At 63.2% G+C, this 19,964-nt stretch carries 15 protein-coding genes and 1 pseudogene; 9 read left to right on the top strand and 7 right to left on the bottom strand.

Translation table 11 applies throughout. The annotated features are described in order from the left end of the window. Positions 1-183 precede the first annotated feature (183 nt). On the top strand, positions 184-1,182 hold the full coding sequence (gene argC, locus JJC00_RS21730) for an N-acetyl-gamma-glutamyl-phosphate reductase (protein ID WP_200467993.1): 999 nt from the start codon (positions 184-186) through the stop codon (positions 1,180-1,182). Between the two features lie 146 nt (positions 1,183-1,328). On the opposite strand, the gene JJC00_RS21725 is transcribed toward argC, so the two are convergent. The 4 genes from JJC00_RS21725 to JJC00_RS21710 all read right to left on the bottom strand — a co-directional run bounded on the left by JJC00_RS21725 (position 1,329) and on the right by JJC00_RS21710 (position 5,412). Then, a complete protein-coding gene (locus tag JJC00_RS21725) occupies positions 1,329-2,096 on the bottom strand; it encodes an outer membrane protein (RefSeq protein ID WP_200467992.1) in 768 nt (255 codons plus the stop codon). A 149-nt stretch (positions 2,097-2,245) separates the two neighbouring features. Further along, entirely contained in the window at positions 2,246-3,112 is an 867-nt protein-coding gene (locus JJC00_RS21720) for an ornithine carbamoyltransferase (protein ID WP_200467991.1), read from the bottom strand. 23 nt (positions 3,113-3,135) lie between these two features. Continuing rightward, positions 3,136-3,534, bottom strand: coding sequence for an MAPEG family protein (locus JJC00_RS21715; protein ID WP_200467990.1), 399 nt, complete (start codon positions 3,532-3,534; stop codon positions 3,136-3,138). A gap of 57 nt (positions 3,535-3,591) precedes the next feature. Continuing rightward, the gene (locus JJC00_RS21710; RefSeq protein ID WP_200467989.1) at positions 3,592-5,412 is read right to left on the bottom strand and encodes a PHA/PHB synthase family protein; all 1,821 of its coding nucleotides are present in this window, start codon (positions 5,410-5,412) and stop codon (positions 3,592-3,594) included. 252 nt (positions 5,413-5,664) lie between these two features. Between JJC00_RS21710 and JJC00_RS21705 the strand changes: the two genes are divergently transcribed. From JJC00_RS21705 to glpX, 4 genes are all read left to right on the top strand, one after another. Beyond that, the gene (locus JJC00_RS21705; protein WP_200467988.1) at positions 5,665-5,940 is read left to right on the top strand and encodes a hypothetical protein; all 276 of its coding nucleotides are present in this window, start codon (positions 5,665-5,667) and stop codon (positions 5,938-5,940) included. A 247-nt stretch (positions 5,941-6,187) separates the two neighbouring features. After that, entirely contained in the window at positions 6,188-7,408 is a 1,221-nt protein-coding gene (locus tag JJC00_RS21700; protein ID WP_200467987.1) for an LL-diaminopimelate aminotransferase, read from the top strand. Positions 7,409-7,436: 28 nt separating this feature from the next. Then, entirely contained in the window at positions 7,437-8,753 is a 1,317-nt protein-coding gene (locus JJC00_RS21695; protein ID WP_200467986.1) for a homoserine dehydrogenase, read from the top strand. 80 nt (positions 8,754-8,833) lie between these two features. After that, the gene (gene glpX / locus JJC00_RS21690; RefSeq protein WP_200467985.1) at positions 8,834-9,835 is read left to right on the top strand and encodes a class II fructose-bisphosphatase; all 1,002 of its coding nucleotides are present in this window, start codon (positions 8,834-8,836) and stop codon (positions 9,833-9,835) included. Positions 9,836-9,911: 76 nt separating this feature from the next. Here glpX and JJC00_RS21685 read toward each other — a convergent pair whose 3' ends face one another. After that, complete coding sequence (locus JJC00_RS21685; protein ID WP_246773873.1) at positions 9,912-11,105, bottom strand: hypothetical protein; 1,194 nt, start codon at positions 11,103-11,105, stop codon at positions 9,912-9,914. A gap of 162 nt (positions 11,106-11,267) precedes the next feature. Between JJC00_RS21685 and JJC00_RS21680 the strand changes: the two genes are divergently transcribed. From JJC00_RS21680 to JJC00_RS21670, 3 genes are all read left to right on the top strand, one after another. Next, a complete protein-coding gene (locus JJC00_RS21680; protein ID WP_200467984.1) occupies positions 11,268-11,996 on the top strand; it encodes a haloacid dehalogenase type II in 729 nt (242 codons plus the stop codon). A gap of 287 nt (positions 11,997-12,283) precedes the next feature. Continuing rightward, a complete protein-coding gene (locus tag JJC00_RS21675; protein WP_200467983.1) occupies positions 12,284-14,074 on the top strand; it encodes an adenylate/guanylate cyclase domain-containing protein in 1,791 nt (596 codons plus the stop codon). A 77-nt stretch (positions 14,075-14,151) separates the two neighbouring features. Next, entirely contained in the window at positions 14,152-15,111 is a 960-nt protein-coding gene (locus JJC00_RS21670; protein WP_200467982.1) for a phosphatase PAP2 family protein, read from the top strand. Between the two features lie 8 nt (positions 15,112-15,119). Here JJC00_RS21670 and JJC00_RS21665 read toward each other — a convergent pair whose 3' ends face one another. Further along, positions 15,120-17,519, bottom strand: a complete 2,400-nt coding sequence (locus JJC00_RS21665) for a hypothetical protein (protein WP_200467981.1) — start codon at positions 17,517-17,519, stop codon at positions 15,120-15,122. A gap of 162 nt (positions 17,520-17,681) precedes the next feature. Here JJC00_RS21665 and JJC00_RS21660 point away from each other — a divergent pair. Further along, positions 17,682-17,806 (top strand): annotated as a pseudogene (locus JJC00_RS21660) (haloacid dehalogenase type II); the annotation flags it as partial. Positions 17,807-17,855: 49 nt separating this feature from the next. Here the strand turns inward: JJC00_RS21660 and JJC00_RS21655 are convergent. Beyond that, a complete protein-coding gene (locus tag JJC00_RS21655; RefSeq protein ID WP_200467980.1) occupies positions 17,856-19,802 on the bottom strand; it encodes a serine hydrolase domain-containing protein in 1,947 nt (648 codons plus the stop codon). Positions 19,803-19,964 lie beyond the last annotated feature (162 nt).

Here is a 19,964-nt window from a genome sequence, read left to right as displayed (position 1 = left end):
CGGCGCGGATGAGGGGACGCCGCAATTCTACCGGAGCAACGCCGAGGCCTATGCCTGGCGCGAGATCACCTCGCACCAGGCCAGGCTGACTGCCCTCCTAACGCTGCTGTCGCCGAAAGCCAAAATACTCGAGCTCGGCCGCGGCGCCGGCGGAGACACGAACAAGCTCGAAAGGATCGTGCCATGAGTCTTTCTGAAACCAGTCTCGTTGACACCAATCAGGCTCCGTCCTCCAGCGCAGCCAAGAAGCCCGCCACCGTCTTCGTCGATGGCGGCTCCGGCACCACCGGGCTCGGCATCAACGAGCGGCTCAAGCTCCAGAACGACGTCGTGGTGAAGACCATCGCCGACGACAAGCGCAAGGATCCCGCGGCCAAGAAGGCGCTGATGGCGGAGGTGGATCTCGTCATCCTCTGTCTGCCTGATGACGCCGCCAAGGAGACGGTCGCGCTGATCGACAGCATGGGCGCTGCAGGGCCGAAGGTGCTGGACGCCTCGACCGCCTACCGGGTCGCGCCGGACTGGGCTTACGGTTTTGCGGAGCTGGCGCCGGACCAGGCCGGCAAAATCAAGGCTGCGAAGAATGTCTCCAATCCCGGCTGCTATCCGACCGGCGGCATCGCGCTGCTGCGGCCGATCGTCGATGCCGGGCTGCTGCCGCCTGACTATCCGATCAGCGTCAATGCGGTGAGCGGCTATTCCGGGGGCGGCAAGTCGATGATCGCGAGCTTTGAAGACGGCAGCGCGCCGTCGTTCGAGCTCTATGGCCTCGGCTTCGAGCACAAGCATTTGCCCGAACTGCAGCTCTATTCGAACCTGACGCGGCGGCCGATCTTCATCCCGTCGGTCGGCAATTACCGGCAGGGCATGCTGGTCTCGATCCCGCTTCAGCTCGACACGCTGCCGGGCAAGCCCAGCGGCGCGGACCTGCAGGCCGCGCTGGCCAAGCGCTACGCAGGTTCAAACTACGTCACGGCGATGCCGCTCCAGAACGAGGCGTCAAAGGGCGGCCGTATCGAGCCGGAAGCGCTTAACGAGACCAACATGCTCGAGCTCTACGTCTTCGCCAGCGACAAGTATCACCAGGCGGTGCTGGTCGCGCGGCTGGACAATCTCGGCAAGGGCGCCTCGGGCGCAGCCGTGCAGAACATGCGGCTGATGCTGGGTCTGCCGGAGGAGTGAGGCACGCTCGCGCCCCGGACGCAGCGCAGCGCCTCTCGGCGGTGCGCTGCAGAGCCGGGGCGATTCTTGCTTTGCCTCTGTAGCCGTCTGGGTCCGGCGCGGCGGAGCAGCGCTTGCACGCTGCTCCGCGTCCGGGACACGAGACCTCAGTACTTCGCGATGACCGGGCCGCCGAACTTGTAGTTGATGCGGGCCGTGATCAGGTCGACATCCTGACCAATGCGGTCGGTGCGCGAGAACGTGCCGACTGGCGCCAGCGCCCCATTGGCCGTGAGCGTGACGTCGTGGTGCCCCATGAACAGGTGGTCGTATTCGAGGCCGACCGACCAGTTCTGGGCAAAGCCGTATTCGAAGCCGACGCCGATCGTGCCGCCCCAGCGGGTCTCGTTCGCACCATCGAACTCGGCCCCGGCCAGACCGCCAGTCCCGATGCCGCGGTATTGATTGCTGGTGACCGCGGCGCCGCCCTTCGCATAGAACAGCGCATTGTTCCAGGCGTAGCCGACCTGGCCGGTGAACAGGCCGAAGGCGTCGATGTGGGTGCGGTTCGCGACGCCGAACACGGTGCTGGCATTCCGGCCCGAGAGGTCGGCCCAGTCGCCCTGCGCTTCAAGGCCGAACACGAATGCGCTGCTCTGCCAGCGATAGCCGATCTGGCCACCGGCGACGGCACCCGTTGCATCGTGGCAGCCTTCCGCGACGCCGGGCGCGAAGCCGACCGTCTGGTCCCAGCAGTTGCGTGAGGTGCCATAGCCGCCGTTGGCGCCGATGTAGAAGCCGCTCCAATCATAGACGGCGGCGATCATCGGCGGCGCCTTGGTGTATGGGCGGGCGGCGAGATCGGCAGCGTTAGCCTGGGTCGCGACGGCTGCCAGCGCGACGGCGCCGAGCGTGGATGCAAGCTTCCAATTCATGTTCTGTTCCGAATCAATCAATGGCGATGCGTGAATATACCTGGGGATGGATGACAACCTGTATATGCAAATCGGAGGGCTGTTCGATTCTGCCGCAGTGTCATCGCTCGGCAACACTTGCGATTGCCCTTCACAGTCGGCGGCGCCGATCAGGCGGCGATCCACTCCAGCAGCGCGTTCTGCGCGTGCAGCAGGCAGGCCTTCGCCGCCGGGCTCTGGCAGGCGCGATGCGACATCGCGTCAGCGCTGACCTCCTGGCCTCTGGTCACCGGCGGGCAGGGCAGGAAAATGACGTCGGGACGGCATCGGTCGAGCAGCGATGCCGATAGCTGATAGTCGCGCAGTTGATCCGCGCCTGCGCCTTCAGGCCAACAGTCCGTGATGATCACATCCGCATCGTGCAATACGTCGAGATCTGTGCTGGCCTCGAACCGTGGGCTTGCGATGTCCCGGACATGCCAATTCGCGGGGTACACCTGGGTCACCTTGATCGATAGGGCGATGGAGGCTTCGACCCAGGAACGCAGGATGTTGGCATCGGGAGCCACGCCGACGACCCTGAGGTCGTCGAGATGTCCTCTCTTGCTCCTGACATAGGCGAGATCGCCGAGCGTTTCGCAAGGATGGTTCGATCGCGTTCTGGCATTGACGACCGGCGCGCGGGCGCTCGCCGCCAGCTCTCGCAGCGCCGACAGCTCACGGGTGCGCACGACCAGAATGTCGAACCAATTGTCGAGATATTGCGCCAGGTCGGCCGTTGCCTCGGCGGCATCGAGCCTGACGGGCGAATGAACGCAGGTGCCACCCATCGCCTGGATGCCGAGGTCGAAGGCGGTCGTGTTTCTCCATCCGCCATCGTCGACGATGAGCGCGACCCGTTTGCCGGCGAGTTGTTGCGGCATGGCGCGGTCGTGCCACGCCGCCGCGAGGATCTGCGCGCGATCGATGATCGACAGGATCGCGCCCGCGCCGAGATCGTGGAACTGAACGAAATCCCGGCCGGATTCGCTAGGCATCGCCGCGCATCCAGGACGCGCGGTCAGAAGATCTTGAAGATCGCCAGCGCCAGCACGACCTGAGCGAGGAAGCCGACGGTGAAGGCGAGGGTGCGGAACACCGGGATGCCGAGCGCATAGACGATCAGATGCGCGACGCGCGACCAGAAATAGACGACGCAGGCGAGCACCGTCCATTTCGAGGAATAGTCGATCGCGTTCAGGATCAGCACCAGCGGAGCGAACAGCACGAGGTTCTCGACCGCGTTGTCGTGCGCGAACATCAGGCGGTTCGCCCACTCGGCCTGAGGCTTGTCGCCGCGCGAGGGGTTGGCCAGGGCGCCGCTGAGCCCACGCACCTGGCAGCGGTTGATGGTGTAGGGAATCCAGAGGATCCCGGTCAGGATCACCGTGCACGTCAGCCAGAACAATTCACGCGTCATAACCCGTCCCCTCCAAAATCGATGTCGTGAGCTTATACGAAAGCGCGCGCCGCAGCGCTATGCGCGAACCCTGACATAGCTGCCCGGGGCGTCCTCGATCGGCGGCAAGGCCTCGGTACCGACGCTGCGCGCAGGCACTTCCTCCGGATCGAGCCCGCCGAGCCATTCGCGCCAGTCTGGCCACCACGAGCCCTTGTGCTCCACCGCGCCTTTCATCCACTGGGCGACGTTGACGTCCTTGATGTTGTCGTTGGTCCAGTACTGATATTTGTTCGAGGCCGGCGGATTGACGACGCCGGCGATGTGGCCGGAGCCGGACAGCACGTATTTCACGGGCCCGCCGAAGAACTGCGAGCCGTACAGCACCGACTCTGCCGGCGCGATGTGGTCCTCCCGCGTGGCAAGGTTGTAGACGGGCACCATGACCTTGGAGAGATCGAGCAGGGTGTTGTCGAGCACCATGGTCCCGGTCGACAGCCGGTTCTCCAGATAGCAGTTGCGCAAATAGTAGGAATGGTTCGCCTGGGTCATCCGCGTCGCGTCGGAATTCCAGTGCAGCAGGTCGAACGCGCTCGGTTGCTGGCCTTTCAGGTAGTTGCTGACCACGTAGGACCAGATCAGGTCGTTCGAGCGCAGCATGTTGAAGGCCATCGCCATCTTGGAGCCTTCGAGCACGCCGGACGTCTTCATGTCCTGCTCGAGGGCTGCGATCTGCTCCTCGTCGACGAACACCAGGAGATCGCCGGCATGGGTGAAGTCGACCTGGGCGGCAAAGAACGTCGCAGAGGTCACGCGCTGGCGCCGCTTCTCGGCGAGCCAGGCCAGCGTGGTCGCGAGCATGGTGCCGCCGACGCAATAACCGGCGGTGTGCACCTTCATCTCGCCGGTGACCCGCTCGATCACGTCCATCGCCGTGAGGACGCCTTCTTTCATGTAATCTTCCCAGCTCTTGGCACCGAGCCGCTTGTCGGGATTGACCCATGAGATCACGAACACGGTGATGCCCTGGTCGACGCACCACTTGATGTAGGACTTCTCCGGCTTGAGATCGAGAATGTAGAACTTGTTGATCCAGGGCGGCACGATCAACAGCGGCGTGCGCAGCACCTTCTCCGTGGTCGGAGAATACTGGATCAGCTGCATCATCTCGTTCTGGTAGATCACCTTGCCCGGCGTCGTCGCCATGTTGACGCCGACGACGAGGTTGTCCGGATTGGACTGGCGGATCTTCAGCATGCCCTTGCCGGCGGCGATGTCCTCCGCCAGCATCGTCAGCCCGCGCGCGAGGTTCTCGCCGCTGCTTGCAACCGTTTCGCGCAACACCTCCGGATTGGTCAGCACGAAGTTCGACGGCGAGATCGCGTTGGTGAGTTGCTGCATGTAGAATTCGGCCTTGCGCCGCGTCTGCGGATCGAGCCCCTCGGCATTGTGCACCAGCTCCTGCGCCCATTTGGTCGTGAGCAGATAGAGCTGCATCATGAAATCGAAGAACTGGTTCGACTTCCATTCCGGATCGGCAAAGCGCTTGTCGCGCGGCGAGGGCGCGATCGCGGGCTGAGTCTCCTGGCCTGCCATCCGCCGTGCCGCCGAGCCCCAGAGATCGAGATAGTCCTTGGCGAGCTTGGTCTGGACGTCGGACGCACGCGACTGGTCCGACAGCCAGTATTCGGCGACCGACGTGAAGGTCTTGACGACTTCGGCGAGCTCGGCCGGCGGACGGTCCTGCACCTCGCCGGTTTCGCGCGGCTTCAGATACGCGGCGAGCGCCTTGCCGCCGCTCTCCATGGCCCGCGCGACATTCATCGCGAAGGCTTCAGCGTCGAACTTCGTTTCAAACTTTGTCCCGGATTTGGGCGTGTCGGTCGTGGCAGTACTCATGGAGGCGACAGTAACGATTCATTCCGTATTCGTCACCGCGAAGCTCGCCGGTTTCGCGTCAAACACGCGCGAAGATGTGCTGCACTGCGACAAGGCTTCTTGCTTTTGTCACAATCGGGGTGCACCTCTGTCGCTGTGGGCCTTGGATGATTTCTCGCTCGTACCATTTGTGGGCAGCAATGGTTTGAGCTTGGGCAGGTTGTTGGGTTAAGCTCCCGCAACCTCGCATGCGACGAGTAGGGGAATTCCCAGGTGTTTGCGTTGTGGGACCTGCAAAAGTCGCGGCTTGCATGCTGCGCGCTGCTGACGGCGGCGTTTGCGCTGGGCGGCTGTTCGAGCCAGCTCGCGGACATGTCGGCCGCCGACACGCCGGCTCATCCCAAAGAGCCCGGTACCTATCTGCCGGTGCACGACCTGCCGCCCGATCGTGATCAGGCGATCATCCCGCCCGACCAGCGCGCCAAGATCGAGGCCGAGCTTGCGGCCGCCCGAGACCGCCAGGCCGGCGCCGCCAAGGACGCCAAGTGAGGACCGCCAATTAGTCCCGGGACGACCATCGCGGGGCGCAAGGTAATCGCTGGCGCCCCCGCCACTCCGTGCTAAAAAGACGTCAACTCAGCCGAGAGTCAGGGCGAAGGAGTTCAGTTCTCGTCGCCGAAAGTCGCTACAAGCATTTGATTGTGAGCGATTTTTGTGCGCGGGGCGGGATCTCCTCGAAGGGTGGTCATCGCCCATCGATTCTGTCCCTGACCGGCTGCCCGGAGCCCAGAGAGCCATGGACGAGTTTTACCGCATCCGCCGCCTCCCGCCTTACGTGTTCGAGCAGGTCAACCGGGCCAAGGCGGCCGCGCGGAATGCCGGCGCCGACATCATCGATCTTGGCATGGGCAACCCGGATCTGCCGGCGCCCCCGCACGTGCTGGAGAAGCTCAAGGAGACGCTGGGCAAGCCGCGCACCGACCGCTACTCGGCCTCCCGTGGCATCCCCGGCCTGCGCCGGGCTCAGGCCGCCTATTACGAGCGCCGCTTCGGCGTGAAGCTCAATCCCGATACCCAGGTGGTGGCGACGCTGGGCTCGAAGGAGGGCTTTGCCAATGTGGCGCAGGCGATCACCGCGCCGGGCGACGTCATCCTTTGTCCGAACCCGAGCTACCCGATTCACGCCTTCGGCTTTTTGATGGCGGGCGGCGTGATCCGCTCGGTACCATCGGAGCCGACGCCGCAATTCTTCGAGGCGGTGGAGCGGGCGATCGTGCATTCGATCCCGAAGCCGCTCGCGCTAGTGGTCTGCTATCCCTCGAACCCGACCGCCTATGTCGCGAGCCTCGACTTCTACAAGGACCTCGTCGACTTCGCGAAGAAGCACGAGATCCTGATCCTGTCCGATCTCGCTTATGCCGAGGTCTATTTCGACGAGAACAACCCGCCGCCCTCGGTGCTTCAGGTGCCCGGCGCCATCGACGTCACCGTCGAGTTCACCTCGATGTCGAAGACCTATTCGATGGCCGGCTGGCGCATGGGCTTTGCGGTCGGCAACGAGCGCGTGATCGCCGCACTCGCCCGCGTCAAATCCTATCTCGACTACGGCGCGTTCACGCCGGTGCAGGTCGCTGCGACCGCGGCGCTGAACGGTCCTGACGACTGTATCAAGGAGATGCGCGATACCTATCGCAAGCGCCGCGACGCGCTGGTGGAATCGTTCGGCCGCGCCGGTTGGGAGATTCCGCCGCCGAAAGCCTCGATGTTCGCCTGGGTGCCGCTGCCGGAGGCGTTCCGCAGCGTCGGCAGCATGCAGTTTGCGACCTTGATGGTGGAGAAATCCGGCGTCGCGGTCTCGCCCGGCGTCGGCTTCGGCGAGCATGGCGAAGGATATGTCCGCATCGCCATGGTGGAAAACGAGCAACGGATCAGGCAGGCCGCGCGCGGCGTGCGCCGCTTCCTTGAAAGCGGCATCGAAACGTTGCACAACGTCGTTCCGCTCGCCAATCGGCGCTAATTCTCTTCTGCAGGTTCACTAAAGCATCATGGTTGCACCCCTGAAAGTGGGCATAGCGGGGCTCGGCACCGTGGGCGCCGAAGTTGTCCGTTTGATTGAAACGCAGGCCCGCGTGCTCGCGGGCCGCAGCGGCCGCGGCATTCGCGTCGTCGCCGTCACCGCGCGCTCGAAGGCCAAGAAGCGCAGCGTCGATCTGCGCGGCGTCGAATGGGCGAAGGATCCGATGGCGCTCGCCACCCATCCCGGCATCGACTGCTTCGTCGAGCTGATGGGCGGCGCCGGCGATCCCGCGCTGTCGGCGGTCGAGGCTGCGCTGAGCGCCGGCAAGTCGGTCGTCACCGCCAATAAGGCGCTGCTCGCCAAGCACGGTCTGAAGTTGGCAAAAGCCGCCGAAAAGCATGGCGGTGCGCTGAATTTCGAGGCAGCGGTCGGCGCCGCAATTCCTGTCATCAAGACGTTACGCGAGGGTCTTGCTGGAACCGGCATCGAGCGCGTCTACGGCATCCTCAACGGGACCTGCAATTACATCCTGACCCGGATGGAGCAGGAGGGCCTGTCGTTTGCCGAGTGCCTCAAGGATGCGCAGCGGCTGGGCTATGCCGAGGCCAACCCGTCCTTCGACGTCGACGGGCACGACACCGCGCAAAAGCTTGCCATTCTCGCCAGCCTCGCTTTCGGCACGAAAGTTGCTCAAAGCGCGGTGTATGTCGAAGGTATCTCCTCCATCGCGCCGGAAGATCTGCGCGCGGCCGCTGATCTTGGCTACCGCGTCAAGCTGCTCGGCGTTGCCGTTCGCACCGCCACGGGCATCGAGCAGCGCGTGCATCCGACCATGGTTCCAAAATCCTCCTCGATCGCGCAGGTGATGGGTGTCACCAACGCGGTCACGATCGATGGCGAGGGCATTCCGCCGATCACGCTGGTCGGTCCCGGCGCCGGAGGTGCTGCGACCGCATCTGCCGTCGTCGCCGATATCGCCGACGTTGCGCGCGGCATCCGCGCCAATCCGTTCGGCCGGCCCATTGCGCAGCTGCACGACACCAAGAAGGCGCCGATGGAGCGGCACGAGGGCGGCTACTATATTCGCCTGTTGGCGCGCGATTTCCCGGGCACCGCGGCTGCGATCGCGACCCGTCTCGCGGAGCAGAAGATTTCGATCGAATCGATCGTGCAGCGCCATCCCAATGGCGGCGCCGCATCGGCGGATGGCAAGGCGGTGCCTGTGCCCGTCATCCTGATCACCTATGCCACCCATGAGGACGCGGTGCGCCGCGCGCTCGCCGCCGTGCAGAAGGACAAAGTGATCAGCGGGCGGCCGCAAGTCATCAGGATTGAGAAGAACTGACACGGTTCGAACGAACTGTGGGTGTTACGAGTTGATGCGGACGGAGATTTCCGTCCCAAACGTTTCGAAGGAGTGAGCCGATGTCGACCCATATTTCAGTGCCGCCGCAAGCATTGCTCGAGCGCATTCTCACGCTGGAGATCGTGCGTGTGACGGAGCGGGCGGCGGTGTCGTCGGCGCGACTGCGCGGGCACGGGCAGGAGAAGGCCGCCGACCAGGCCGCCGTCGACGCCATGCGTCGCGAGCTCAACAAGCTGCCGATCCAGGGCACCATCGTGATCGGCGAGGGCGAGCGCGACGAGGCGCCGATGCTCTTCATCGGCGAGAAGGTCGGCATGAACGCCGGCCCGGAAGTCGATATCGCAGTCGACCCGCTCGAAGGCACCACGCTGTGCGCCAAGAACATGCCGGGCTCGATCGCCACGATGGCGATGGCCGACGGCGGCACGCTGCTGCACGCCCCCGACGTCTACATGCAGAAGCTCGCGATCGGTCCGGGCTATGACAAGGGCGTCGTCGATCTCGATGCTTCGCCCGCCGACAACGTCCGCCGTCTCGCCAAGGCCAAGGGCGTCAAGCCTGAGGGCATCACCGTTCTCGTGCTCGACCGTCCGCGCCATGCCAGCATCATCGAGAGCGTGCGGTCGACGGGTGCGGCCGTGCGCCTGATCACCGACGGCGACGTCGCCGGCGTGATCCACTGCGCCGACCCCGACAACACCGGCGTCGACATGTATCTCGGCACCGGCGGCGCGCCGGAAGGCGTGCTCGCGGCCGTGGCGCTGCGTTGCATCGGCGGCCAGATGCAGTGCCGCCTGATCCTCGATTCCGACGAGAAGCGCGAGCGTGCCGCCAAGATGGGCGTCAACGATCCCAAGATGATCTACGGCATCGAGGACATGGCGCGCGGCGACTGCCTGTTCGCGGCCACCGGCGTCACCACGGGCTCGCTGCTCTCGGGCGTCAAGTTCCGCAAGGACGGCGTGATCGAAACCGAGACGGTGGTGATGCGCTCCGTCACCGGCACCGTGCGCTACATCAAGGCCGAGCACCGCGAGCTGGCGAAGTTCCATTTGGATTGATGCTCGCGACCTTCCCGAGCGGTCGTTCGGCTGGTCTGGCCGGACGTCCGCCGCGAACTGATCCATCGCGTATCGGCTACGGGCTGCGGGGTGGTGCCGGCATGAACATGAACGCGTCGCACAGGGTCAAAGCTAGTTTGACCGCCAATTGAAGCGTCCGAACTTCCTCGGCCCAGGGCCGAAGAAAGGACCTTGCGGCTGCAATATCTCCGTTTGTGAGCGCGTGGCGCGCGTTCGTATCCGCCACTGCATAGCCGTCAGTTGCGAGCATTCCGGACAGCGCGCGCGAAAGGCCGTCATCGAAGCTCTCCAGGCGAACTTCCGAAACGTGGTGATCCGGCTTCAGTCTGACCTGATTTTCAGTCCGTGCCGGATCGAAAAGCCCGACCTTGACCAACATGACCAGCAGCGGGTGATTCCGGGCGATCGAACCAGGAATAATCTCATAGGTCTTGATCCTCCCAGCTCGGTCCTCAAGGGATGAGAATGAAACAACCGGCCCGATGTTGAGACGCGAGTTACGGTGGAACACGGCAACGCGGTGATCGATGGTGGAGTCGGGCTCGAACGCGCCGCCGTTCTTAATTCCGGCCTCGAGGCCGTTTGCGATAAGATATGACGACAGTTCGGCAACGCGGACGGTGACAGCGCGTTTTTCAAGGCCGTCGACTTCAAATTCGATTTCGCGCCCCGTGAATGCGGACAATCCGACCGTGTAGGCTCCGATCGTCTCACCGCAACGGAAGTGAACGATTTCGAGCCAAAGTCCGTAGGGGTGATCTGGATATGGCTCGAACGCGCGGCGTGATTGCTCGAGCCACATCTCGGGCGCGCGGCCCACGTTGCCACACCAGGCCACCGCGAGACAGCCAGGAAGAGCTTCGAGCACGCCGCCGACAAAGGCCGTCGTGAGGCGCGTACTCTCATCGAACGAAAGCGCTTTCGTCTCTGCATTGTCTTCGGCGGAACCCATCGTCGAGACCACAAGGTGCGCGCGATGGCGGCCGGCGGCGTCGAAACCTTCGGGCCATACCCAGGAGGCACGCTGCCACAATTGCTGATCGAAGGGCATGGGCGCAGGCATCAAGAGAATGGTCATGAGATGATCGCCGGCGCGGATGAACATCAGGCCGTCGGTGTCATCGCTTCGTGCGACCGGGCTGCGGTCCCACCGAAGACTCGGATGACGCGCTCGCAAAGTCTCGATCAGGGCTCCCTCATTCGGGAGGCCGGCATTCTCGAGCAATATAAATGCAACAGGGATGGTCATGGCAGATGCGCTTGTACCCGACGGGTTGAGCCCGGTTATCTCGCTCGTCTCGGGCGTGCTTGATGTGGCGGACTAGCGCTATTGTTGCATGGAAAGGATCATGCTTTAAAGCCCTCGATCTGAGCGGAGCCAACCGGGGGCGAGAACTCAACGGAGCAATGCATGACCACAACGTCCGACCTCTCCGCCGTCAAAGCCCTCGTGTTCGACGTGTTCGGCACCGTCGTGGACTGGCGCACCAGCCTGATCACCGACTTCATGTGGTGGGCGAAGGGCCGCGGCATTAGCGCCGACTGGACCGCGCTCGTCGACGGCTGGCGCGGCATGTATGTCGCCTCGATGCAGGACGTGCGCGAGCATCCCGAGCGCGGCTATGTCATGCTCGACGATCTGCACCGCCGCTCGCTGGAGCAGCTGGTCGAGAAATTTGCGATCAAGGGCCTCACCGAGGCTGATCTCGACCATCTCACCAAGGGCTGGCACCGCCTCAATCCCTGGCCCGACAGCGTCGCCGGCCTGACCCGGCTCAAGACAAAGTTCGTGATCTCGCCGCTGTCGAACGGCAACGTCGCGCTGCTCACCAACATGGCGAAATTTGCTGGCCTGCCGTGGGACCTCGTGATGTCGGCCGAGCTGTTCGAGCACTACAAGCCCGACCCCGAAACCTATCTCGGCGCCGCGCGCCTGCTCGGCCTCAAGCCGGAACAGGTGATGATGGTCGCCGCGCACAATGGCGATCTCGCCGCCGCGCAGAAGTACGGCCTGAAGACCGCCTTCGTCGCGCGGCCGACCGAGTACGGCCCGTTGCAGAAGGTCGATTTCGAGGCCACAGGCAATTGGGACATCGTCGCCAAGGATTTTGGCGGCATCGCTGACAAGTTCGGCTGCTAGCGAGCGATTTCCGTCTTCCAGCGCTGCGTTCTGAGGTCGCGGGGTACCAGTCCGCGATGGCTCACGGTATTCCGATGGGCATGCCTTCGCATTCGAGAAAAATGCGAGTGTTTCCACTCCTTTGCGAACGAGGCGCCGCAGCTTCACACGCTGTGATTGCAAGACTGGCAAGTCCGCGAGGTCTGCTCAGTCGGTGCGCAGGCCTTTCATTTGCCCGCTTGTCCCTGTCTGCTACAATCTTTCGGCGCCACAATGGCTGTGGCCGCCCAACAGTTGTTGCGCCTGTCATGATGATCAGTGTCGACAACAGGTCTCCTGACAACGGATCGGATCGGAGCCGTCCGAAAAGGCGTATTGCAGCTGCTGTCTTCATCGATGTCGTCGGATATTCCCGGCTGATGGGAAGCGACGAGGAAGGCACGCATCGACGGTGGATGTCGATGCGGATGGACGTGATTGAGCCGCGCGTCGCCGCGAGTGGCGGCGAGGTCATCAAAAGCACCGGCGACGGGCTGCTCCTGGAATTCAAGAACCCGGTGGACGCGATCAGCTTCGCGCTCGGCACACAACTCCATTTGGAGAAATCGTCATCGGAAGGTGGCAACCCGCTGCAGCTGCGGATGTCGGCCAATGTCGGCGACATCATCGCCGAGCGCGACGACATCTACGGAGACGGCATCAATATTGCGGCCCGGCTTCAGGAATTCGCCGGTCCGGGCGGGATCGTGGTGTCGGGGGCCATCCACGATCAGGTAAAGGACCATCTGCGCTACCAGGCTGCGGAGCTGGGCTTCCTCACGCTCAAGAATATCGAGCGGCGCATCCGTGCATTCAAGATAGCGCATCACGAGCTGCGGGCTCCGACAATCTCGGTGGCTCATGCGTTGAAGCCGTCTGTGGCAGTCCTGCCGTTGCAGATGCTCGGTCTCGAGGCGGCGCACGCCTACCTCGCGCAGGGTATCGTCCACGATATCGTGGCGTCACTGGCGGGAATCCGTGAGCTGTTCGTCGTATCCAGCACGTCAACGCTCGGTTTCACCGACCCCACCATCGACGCTGCCAGCGTTTGCCATCACCTGGGTGTGCGATATCTCGTCACGGGGACGCTCACGCGTAGCGGCGAGTTGTTGCGGATGCGGGTGCAGTTGATCGATGTCGATACGAAGTCCATGCTGTGGACCAATCAGTATGAAGCGTCGATCAGCCAGTTGTTCGACGTGCAAGAGAAGATCGCGACAAGCATCGCATACGCGCTCCTGCCACACATCCACATATCCGAGTTGAAGCATGCCGAGCGCAAGATTCCGCAGAGCATGAACGCCTACGACCTGGTCCTGCAGGGCATGTACCGCCTCTATCGTCTTGGTTATGACGACATGCAGGAGGCGCGGACCCTGTTCGAGCGTGCTCTCGAACACGACCCCCACTATGCAGGGGCCTACGCGCTGATGGCAAAGTGGTACATCCTGCACATCGGCGAAGGGCATACGACCGACTTCAAGGCCGACTCCCGCGAGGCTCTCAGGCTGGCATCGCGTGCGCTCGAATTCGAGCCGTCGGATCCCATGGCGCTGGCCATCTTCGGCCATATCAATTCCTTCCTCTTCGCCGCGTATGACCGCGCCATCGATGCATTTGACCGCGCGATCGGGGGAACGCCGAATTCCGCGATCGCTTGGTCCCTGAGTGCGTCGACCTATTGCTACCTCGGTGACGGGCCACGTGCCGTGGCGCGCGCATCCTACGGGATGTCGTTGTCGCCGCTCGATCCGTATGCCTACTTCTATCAGTCGGCGCTCACCAACGCGCACTACACCAACGAGACCTTCGACGAGGCCGTGCACTGGGGCACGAAGGTCATGGCGAGGGCTCCTCAGTTTGTCGCCAATTTGCGACTTCTTGCGGCAAGCCTCGTGGCTGCCGGTTCGCTTGAGCGCGCGCGCGAGGTGGGCGCCGCGCACATGCGGATCGATCCATCATTCTCGGTCGATAAATATTGCAGCTGGTACCCGATCAAGCAGCCGGCGCGGCTGGCTCTGCTTGCCGAACGATTGATTAAAGCTGGGCTGCCTCGCTAACCGCGAGACAAATTGCGCCGCGACGTCTGCTAGCAGTCAAGAAACAAGTTCCCGCAGAACAAGCTCTGGAGGATGACATGGGAATGGGCATGGGAATGGGTATGGGCATGGGTATGGGCATGGGAATGGGAATGGGAATGGGAATGGGGATGGGAATGGGGATGGGTATGGCCTTCGGAGCCACGCCGCCCGAGCTCGGCCTCCATCCCCTGACCCTGCAGTACGACCTTGGACCGAACTGCGCGCCAAGCTTCCCGCAGCAGACACTGCCATCGGGGGACTGGCAGGGCAGGATCGGACCCTGGGATCCCGACGTGCTCTGCTTGCTCTTCCTCACCGAGTTCATGGAGAACTGCGGCCCCGGCTGGAAACAGGTCAATCTCGCCGGGCACGATTTGCTGGGCTGGCAGCAGGGCAGTGCAGACCCGACCACATTCATCAATGCCGAGCTTCATCACCTCCAGCAGCTCATGCAGATCGACCGCGAGCGGTATATGGGCGAGATCGTCTTTCAGCACGACAATGCGCCCGGCTATTGGGTGAGCATGCTGGGGGTCAATAACCGCGCTCACTATTACACGCTGGTGCTCATGAACCTTGCCGTACGCATCGGTCAAGTCGTCGCGGTCTACTATAAGAAGAAGTACAAGCGGCCGCGGCCCTCGTTCATATGTCCCGGTCTCCTGCCGGCGTTCGGCCCGCCAGCCCATGCCTCGTTCCCGAGCGGCCATTCGCTCCAGAGCTGGCTGATGTCGTACCTCCTGGCCGAGGTGCTGCCGCATTGGAACGATCAGCTCGAATGGCTTGCCAGCCGGGTCGCATTCAATCGTGAGCGCGCGGGCGTGCACTATCCGAGCGACAGCGCCGCCGGCAAACTCATTGCCCGTGCTTGCGTGGACCTGATCAAGGATCGGACCCGATGTCCCGAGACCGGTCATCTGTTCGATGCTGTGGTGACGGAGTGGGCCGCATCGGTCGCGCCAAATACGGTCGCGCAAATTACGAATGAACCGTTCCCGAATTTCCCCCCGCCGTAGCGGGCGCCCTACGGAAGGCGCCACTCCCGGTAACCGAGGTTGTTGTCGCTGCGGACGAGATATTCCACCGGCGTCGGGCCGGTGGCGCAGCGCAGCAGCGAGTCGTCGTCGATGTTGCTGTGGTCGCCGGCAACGGTGGCGCGGACCAGCAGCGCATTCCTGGTGCCGGTTTGTGGAGTCCACTCGAACGGGCCGAATGTGTAGGAGCCTCCGCTTGGCACGGTCTGTGGGGTGTTGTTCACTGGCAGCTTGTGCCAATAGCCCGCTTGGGGCTGCCAGGTATCGGCGTGAGAGTCGGTGGCGGCAAAAACATCCACCGATGCCGCTATCGCCGCATCATCGCCCCGATTGCGCAGAATGACATAGACGTAGTTGGTCTGCCCGGGCGTCGGTTTTGCGTCCGCGGTGCCGCCATCGGGATTGTGGCGGACCCACAGCACCGCCGGCAGAGCGTGCCAGCCGCTGCTGCTGTAGCCATAATTGCCGGCGCGGCTGTCGTCGATATAGATATCGACCGCCGGCGGGCGTCCCGGTTCGTTGCGTGGGCTGTTCGATGCAATCTGGTACAGGCCCTGCTGTTCGAACGCCCAGCGCACCACCTTGTGCACCATTCCACCGAGCCGGGGCGTTCCGTCGTCGTCGACTTCTGAGGTGCCGACGTCGGCCTCCATGAGCGCCGTGGCGAATTGGCTTGCTTCGCTGGTCGGTTCTGTCTGGACGCAGCCGAGCGAGCCGATCGCGCTCACGATGAGGTACGTGCAATAATAGGCCGCAGCCCGGCGGCGTTCGACGTCCGGCTCGACAACACCCGCCGCGTTGGTGCGGCGAGCATCCCCGCCCAGCGCGCAATAGAGACGGAACAGGGTGCTCGAGAGGATCTGCTCCGCATTGTATCCGGCCGGATCGCGCAACCCGTAGGTGGGATTGGGGCGCTCATAGAGCGTGCCGTTCCATCCCCAGCCGTCCTCGACCTTGCGATCATGACGCCGGTGCGGCAGTTGAATGAAGGGGAAGGTCACGCCGCGACATGCATCGTCGTCGAGCTTGACCAGCCTGGAGGATGGATCGTCCATGATCGCCGCAAGCGCATCGCCGGCGCTATGGGCGAAATCGAATTCCGTCGATCCCGTCGCGGCAAGGATCATCACGTGGCAGAATTCGTGCCAGACGAAGCGCACATCGGCGACGAGTCCGAGCGGATTTCTCCAGGTGTCGGCGAAATCGGCGAGCCCGAACAGCATCCGGGCGTCCCAGGGCGGCCCGACCGGATCGGCGCGGAACGGTGTCACATAGGCATTGATGCCGCGGCCGTCGCGCGCGCCGGAGCCCGCCAGCATCTTGGCCCTGTGCTCGACGACCAAAGGCCGCCTGATCTTGGCGAAGTAGTCGGCGTTCGTGAACCCGAACTGCTCGACCAGGAGCATCATGGAATCGCAATGACTATAGGCGCTGACCGCAGCGAACGCGTTGGTGCGCGCCGAGAACGCGAAAGGCGGTCGCTGCACAGGTGGATCGTAGTCGGCACCCAGCGCCGCCGGCGTCAGCACTTGAACGCGCGGACCGGAGAGCTTGCGGCGGCCGCCCGGGGCGTGATCAAGGTCGAGCAGTGCGACCGGATCGCGCTCGGGATCGAGCAAGTCGGCTCCGGTATCGGGACGCAGCTCGAAAGTTCCGGTCTTGCTGTCGGGATCGCTGAGAAAGGCGTATCCGGCGCATGCCGACGCGATTGGCGCCTTGCGCAAGAGTTCGTTCTCGAAAGGATCGACCAGAACCCGATGCGCGATCTCCTCGCTTGCCACGGACAGGAATGCAGTTGTACTGACCGCGATGCCAAGCGTGCCGCCATAGACGGCGCTGCGCTTGCGCAGGCGATAGGCGACAAGCCGCGCGTCTCCGATGCCGGCCTTGTCGTCGGAAAGGCCAAGCAAGGGAGCCAGAAGGCTCTCGGTCAGATCGCGAGGAAGGAAGTCTGCCCATGCCGGTTCCAGGGCCCGGCCGGGAAATGTTCGCTCGATGAATTCAGGAGCGATCGACAATTGTGCGTTCTCGATCGTCGTCGATCGCGCGCTGGTGATCAGTGGGATCGCGCCGTGGTGATGGACCACCAGCCGTATGCTGCCGCCCAGGACGTCGGGGACAAAATCGGAGGCTGCCAGCGGAGCCGTCTGCTGGACCCAGACGATCGAGGTCTCGATGGTCGAATTCCGTTTCAGTTCGCGAGGGGCCACCCATCGAAATCTGAAACCACCGGCTCTCGTCGGTCCGTCGTCGTTGATGGTGTCGTTCAGGTGCTGCCAGTCGTCATCGTTGATAGGCAACAGATGGCGATGCACACCAGCATCCTGGAGATAGGCGAGGGCGGCCTGCTTGGCGGATTGGCCGGACTCGCCCTTCGCGGGTGTCTGCAAATGGCGCAGCTCGCGAACGATCCCGCGCGCGTCCTTCTCAATCAAAAGGTCTGCTTCTTGCGGAAGAATCACAGCTCACCTCAAGGGGTCTCGATCTCCGGCACGACTGGCCTGATCATGCTCCCGGTGGTTGCGCGAGGCAAGCTGCTTGTCGCGGAGAAACCGACCGCATTCGTCGTGCGGCCGACCGAGTACGGCCCGTTGCAGAAGGTTGATTTCGAGGCTCCGGCAATTGGGACATCGTCGCCAAAGATTTTGGCGGCATCGCCGACAAGCTAGGCTGCTAGCTAAGCGGGCGAGCCGGGCGTTCTCTCGGAGACAAACCGACCGCTTATTTCATTGAACGAGCGTGCCGCGCTGCTCCCATGGTCCCGGATTGAGAACCGCGCCGTTGACTTTGCCGGCAGCATCACGAACGAACGCGATCCGTGTATGATCGCCGCCCTCGACATGGAATTCGTCCTTTGAAAGAGCCGCCACAGGCGTCGGCTCGCCCTTGTCGAAACCGAGGACCGACCAGGCGCCCGCAGCCTCGACGACAAGCTTGCCGTCCATGACGCGGATTCGAAGCGCGACGCTGTGCGAGGGGACCGCCTCTCGGGCAAAGGCGACGATGACCGGATCGCTCTGGGTCTCGCGGCTGATTTTGAGCTTGATCTTGGCGTTGACTGGACCTGGAATTCGGCGAAGTGCCGCTTCCAGGGTCTGGCCCCGGATCGAGGCGTCGTCGATGGCTGTGATGAGGTCTCCCGCCAGGACGCCCGCTCTTGCGGCGGGGCCTCCTTCAACTGGTTTGATCACCCTGAGGCCATCGGTCTCCATGGCAACGGACTTGAGGCCGATCCAGCCGTTACCGTCGGCGACCAATATCTGTCGATCCAGCGAACTTGCGGATCCGCCGAAATCATAACGCCCGACATAGTCGGTAAGCGGGGCGGGGTTCGATGGTTGCGACGTAGGCGGCGCGGCGACTTCAGGAACCTTCAACGCTGCATAGGGCAGGCGCCGGATGGCGTTGAAATAGAAACCGTTGTCCCTGTACTGCGGCCGCTGCATCAGCAACAGGAGGATCAGCTTCTGCGTGGGATCGACTGAGAAAAACGTACCCCAGCTTCCCTGCCAGTTGAAGCTGCCGACCGCGCCTGGGATCATGCTGAAATCCGGATTGGTGCGAATGGCGAAGCCGAGCCCCCAACCGGTCCCAAAAGCGGGACCGGCCTCGTGTCCCGCGACGTGCATGTCCGATGGCAGCGAGTTCGTCATCATCAGCCGGACCGTTTCGGGTCTCAAAATGCGCGCACCGTCAAGCTCGCCGTCGTTGAGCAGCATCTGGCAGAAGCGCAGGAGATCAGGAGCCGTCGAAACGATCCCTCCGCCGCCCGAAAAGAACGTTGGCGACGTCGTGACGTCCCCATCCGAAAGAGGTGCGGGCTGTGCGCCCGGTACGGCGACAAGACGGGCAAGCTTGTCCTGCGGTACCGAGAAGCCGCTATCGACCATGTGCAACGGCGCAAAGAGGCGGCTTTGCAGGAACTGATCGAAGGGCTGGCCAGACACAACTTCAATGACGCGCCCCAGAACGTCATACCCTATTGAATATTCCCAGACTTCGCCGGGCTGGTGCAGAAGCGGGAGTGTGCTGAGGCTCGCCACGAACGAAGCAATCGGCTTGTCGCGCCGGAACGGCGCCCGCGCGCCGTAAAGCAGGTGTACCGCCGCATTGCCAAATCCGGGGTCGGCGTAATCCCCTGCGCCATAAACCAGGCCGGACGTATTGCGCAGAAGGTCTCGGATGGTCATCGCGCGCTTTGCCGGTTCAAAAGCCTTCTGGACAAGATCCAGCAGGATCGGATCGCCGGTGGCCGGATCCTTCTTGACGACCTGCATATCCTTTAGCTCTGGCAGATACTGCCCCACGGAAGCATCGAGGTCGAGCTTGCCTTCATCGACCAGGATCATGGTCGCGACGCTGGTGATTTGCTTGGACATCGAGCCAATGCGGAAGATCGAATCCGTTCGCATCGGAATCGCCTTGTCGTGGTCCGCAAAGCCGATGGGTTGCAAATAAGCGAGCTTTCCACCCCGGGCGACCGCAACGACAAAACCAGAAGGGTCGCCCTTTTGGGTCTGGGCCTCGAACCAGGAGGTCATGCGCGCCAATCGCCGCGCCGAAAAGCCGACACTGTCGGGATCACCGACGGTCTGCAAATCGTCGGCATGTGCCACGCCGCCGAGACAAAGCATGAGCGCCGCCAAGCATGATGATGCCTGGATGAGTTTCATAGGAGTCCCTCAGACGATGCCAAAGGCCGTAGTCCCATATTGCGCCTCGGCAAGCCCTGGCAATAACAGGGAGATCTCCGCTACGATCTGTAACGTTACAGTTGCTCGCGGGTAACGTCAACGCCAGACAGCCTATCCGCGAGATCCATGTCGGCATCTTCT

This window comes from Bradyrhizobium diazoefficiens (assembly GCF_016616885.1).
GTDB lineage: Bacteria > Pseudomonadota > Alphaproteobacteria > Rhizobiales > Xanthobacteraceae > Bradyrhizobium > Bradyrhizobium diazoefficiens_F.
Note: the sequence above shows the minus strand (reverse complement) of the source record. Positions and strands in the feature narration are given on the sequence as shown.

What these genes read in the sequence shown, in the direction of transcription:
- argC (WP_200467993.1), top strand. Translation starts at nt 184, where the DNA reads ATGAGTCTTTCTGAAACCAGTCTCGTTGACACCAATCAGGCTCCGTCC.
- JJC00_RS21725 (WP_200467992.1), bottom strand. Translation starts at nt 2,096, where the DNA reads ATGAATTGGAAGCTTGCATCCACGCTCGGCGCCGTCGCGCTGGCAGCC.
- JJC00_RS21720 (WP_200467991.1), bottom strand. Translation starts at nt 3,112, where the DNA reads ATGCCTAGCGAATCCGGCCGGGATTTCGTTCAGTTCCACGATCTCGGC.
- JJC00_RS21715 (WP_200467990.1), bottom strand. Translation starts at nt 3,534, where the DNA reads ATGACGCGTGAATTGTTCTGGCTGACGTGCACGGTGATCCTGACCGGG.
- JJC00_RS21710 (WP_200467989.1), bottom strand. Translation starts at nt 5,412, where the DNA reads ATGAGTACTGCCACGACCGACACGCCCAAATCCGGGACAAAGTTTGAA.
- JJC00_RS21700 (WP_200467987.1), top strand. Translation starts at nt 6,188, where the DNA reads ATGGACGAGTTTTACCGCATCCGCCGCCTCCCGCCTTACGTGTTCGAG.
- JJC00_RS21695 (WP_200467986.1), top strand. Translation starts at nt 7,437, where the DNA reads ATGGTTGCACCCCTGAAAGTGGGCATAGCGGGGCTCGGCACCGTGGGC.
- glpX (WP_200467985.1), top strand. Translation starts at nt 8,834, where the DNA reads ATGTCGACCCATATTTCAGTGCCGCCGCAAGCATTGCTCGAGCGCATT.
- JJC00_RS21685 (WP_246773873.1), bottom strand. Translation starts at nt 11,105, where the DNA reads ATGACCATCCCTGTTGCATTTATATTGCTCGAGAATGCCGGCCTCCCG.
- JJC00_RS21680 (WP_200467984.1), top strand. Translation starts at nt 11,268, where the DNA reads ATGACCACAACGTCCGACCTCTCCGCCGTCAAAGCCCTCGTGTTCGAC.
- JJC00_RS21675 (WP_200467983.1), top strand. Translation starts at nt 12,284, where the DNA reads ATGATGATCAGTGTCGACAACAGGTCTCCTGACAACGGATCGGATCGG.
- JJC00_RS21670 (WP_200467982.1), top strand. Translation starts at nt 14,152, where the DNA reads ATGGGAATGGGCATGGGAATGGGTATGGGCATGGGTATGGGCATGGGA.
- JJC00_RS21655 (WP_200467980.1), bottom strand. Translation starts at nt 19,802, where the DNA reads ATGAAACTCATCCAGGCATCATCATGCTTGGCGGCGCTCATGCTTTGT.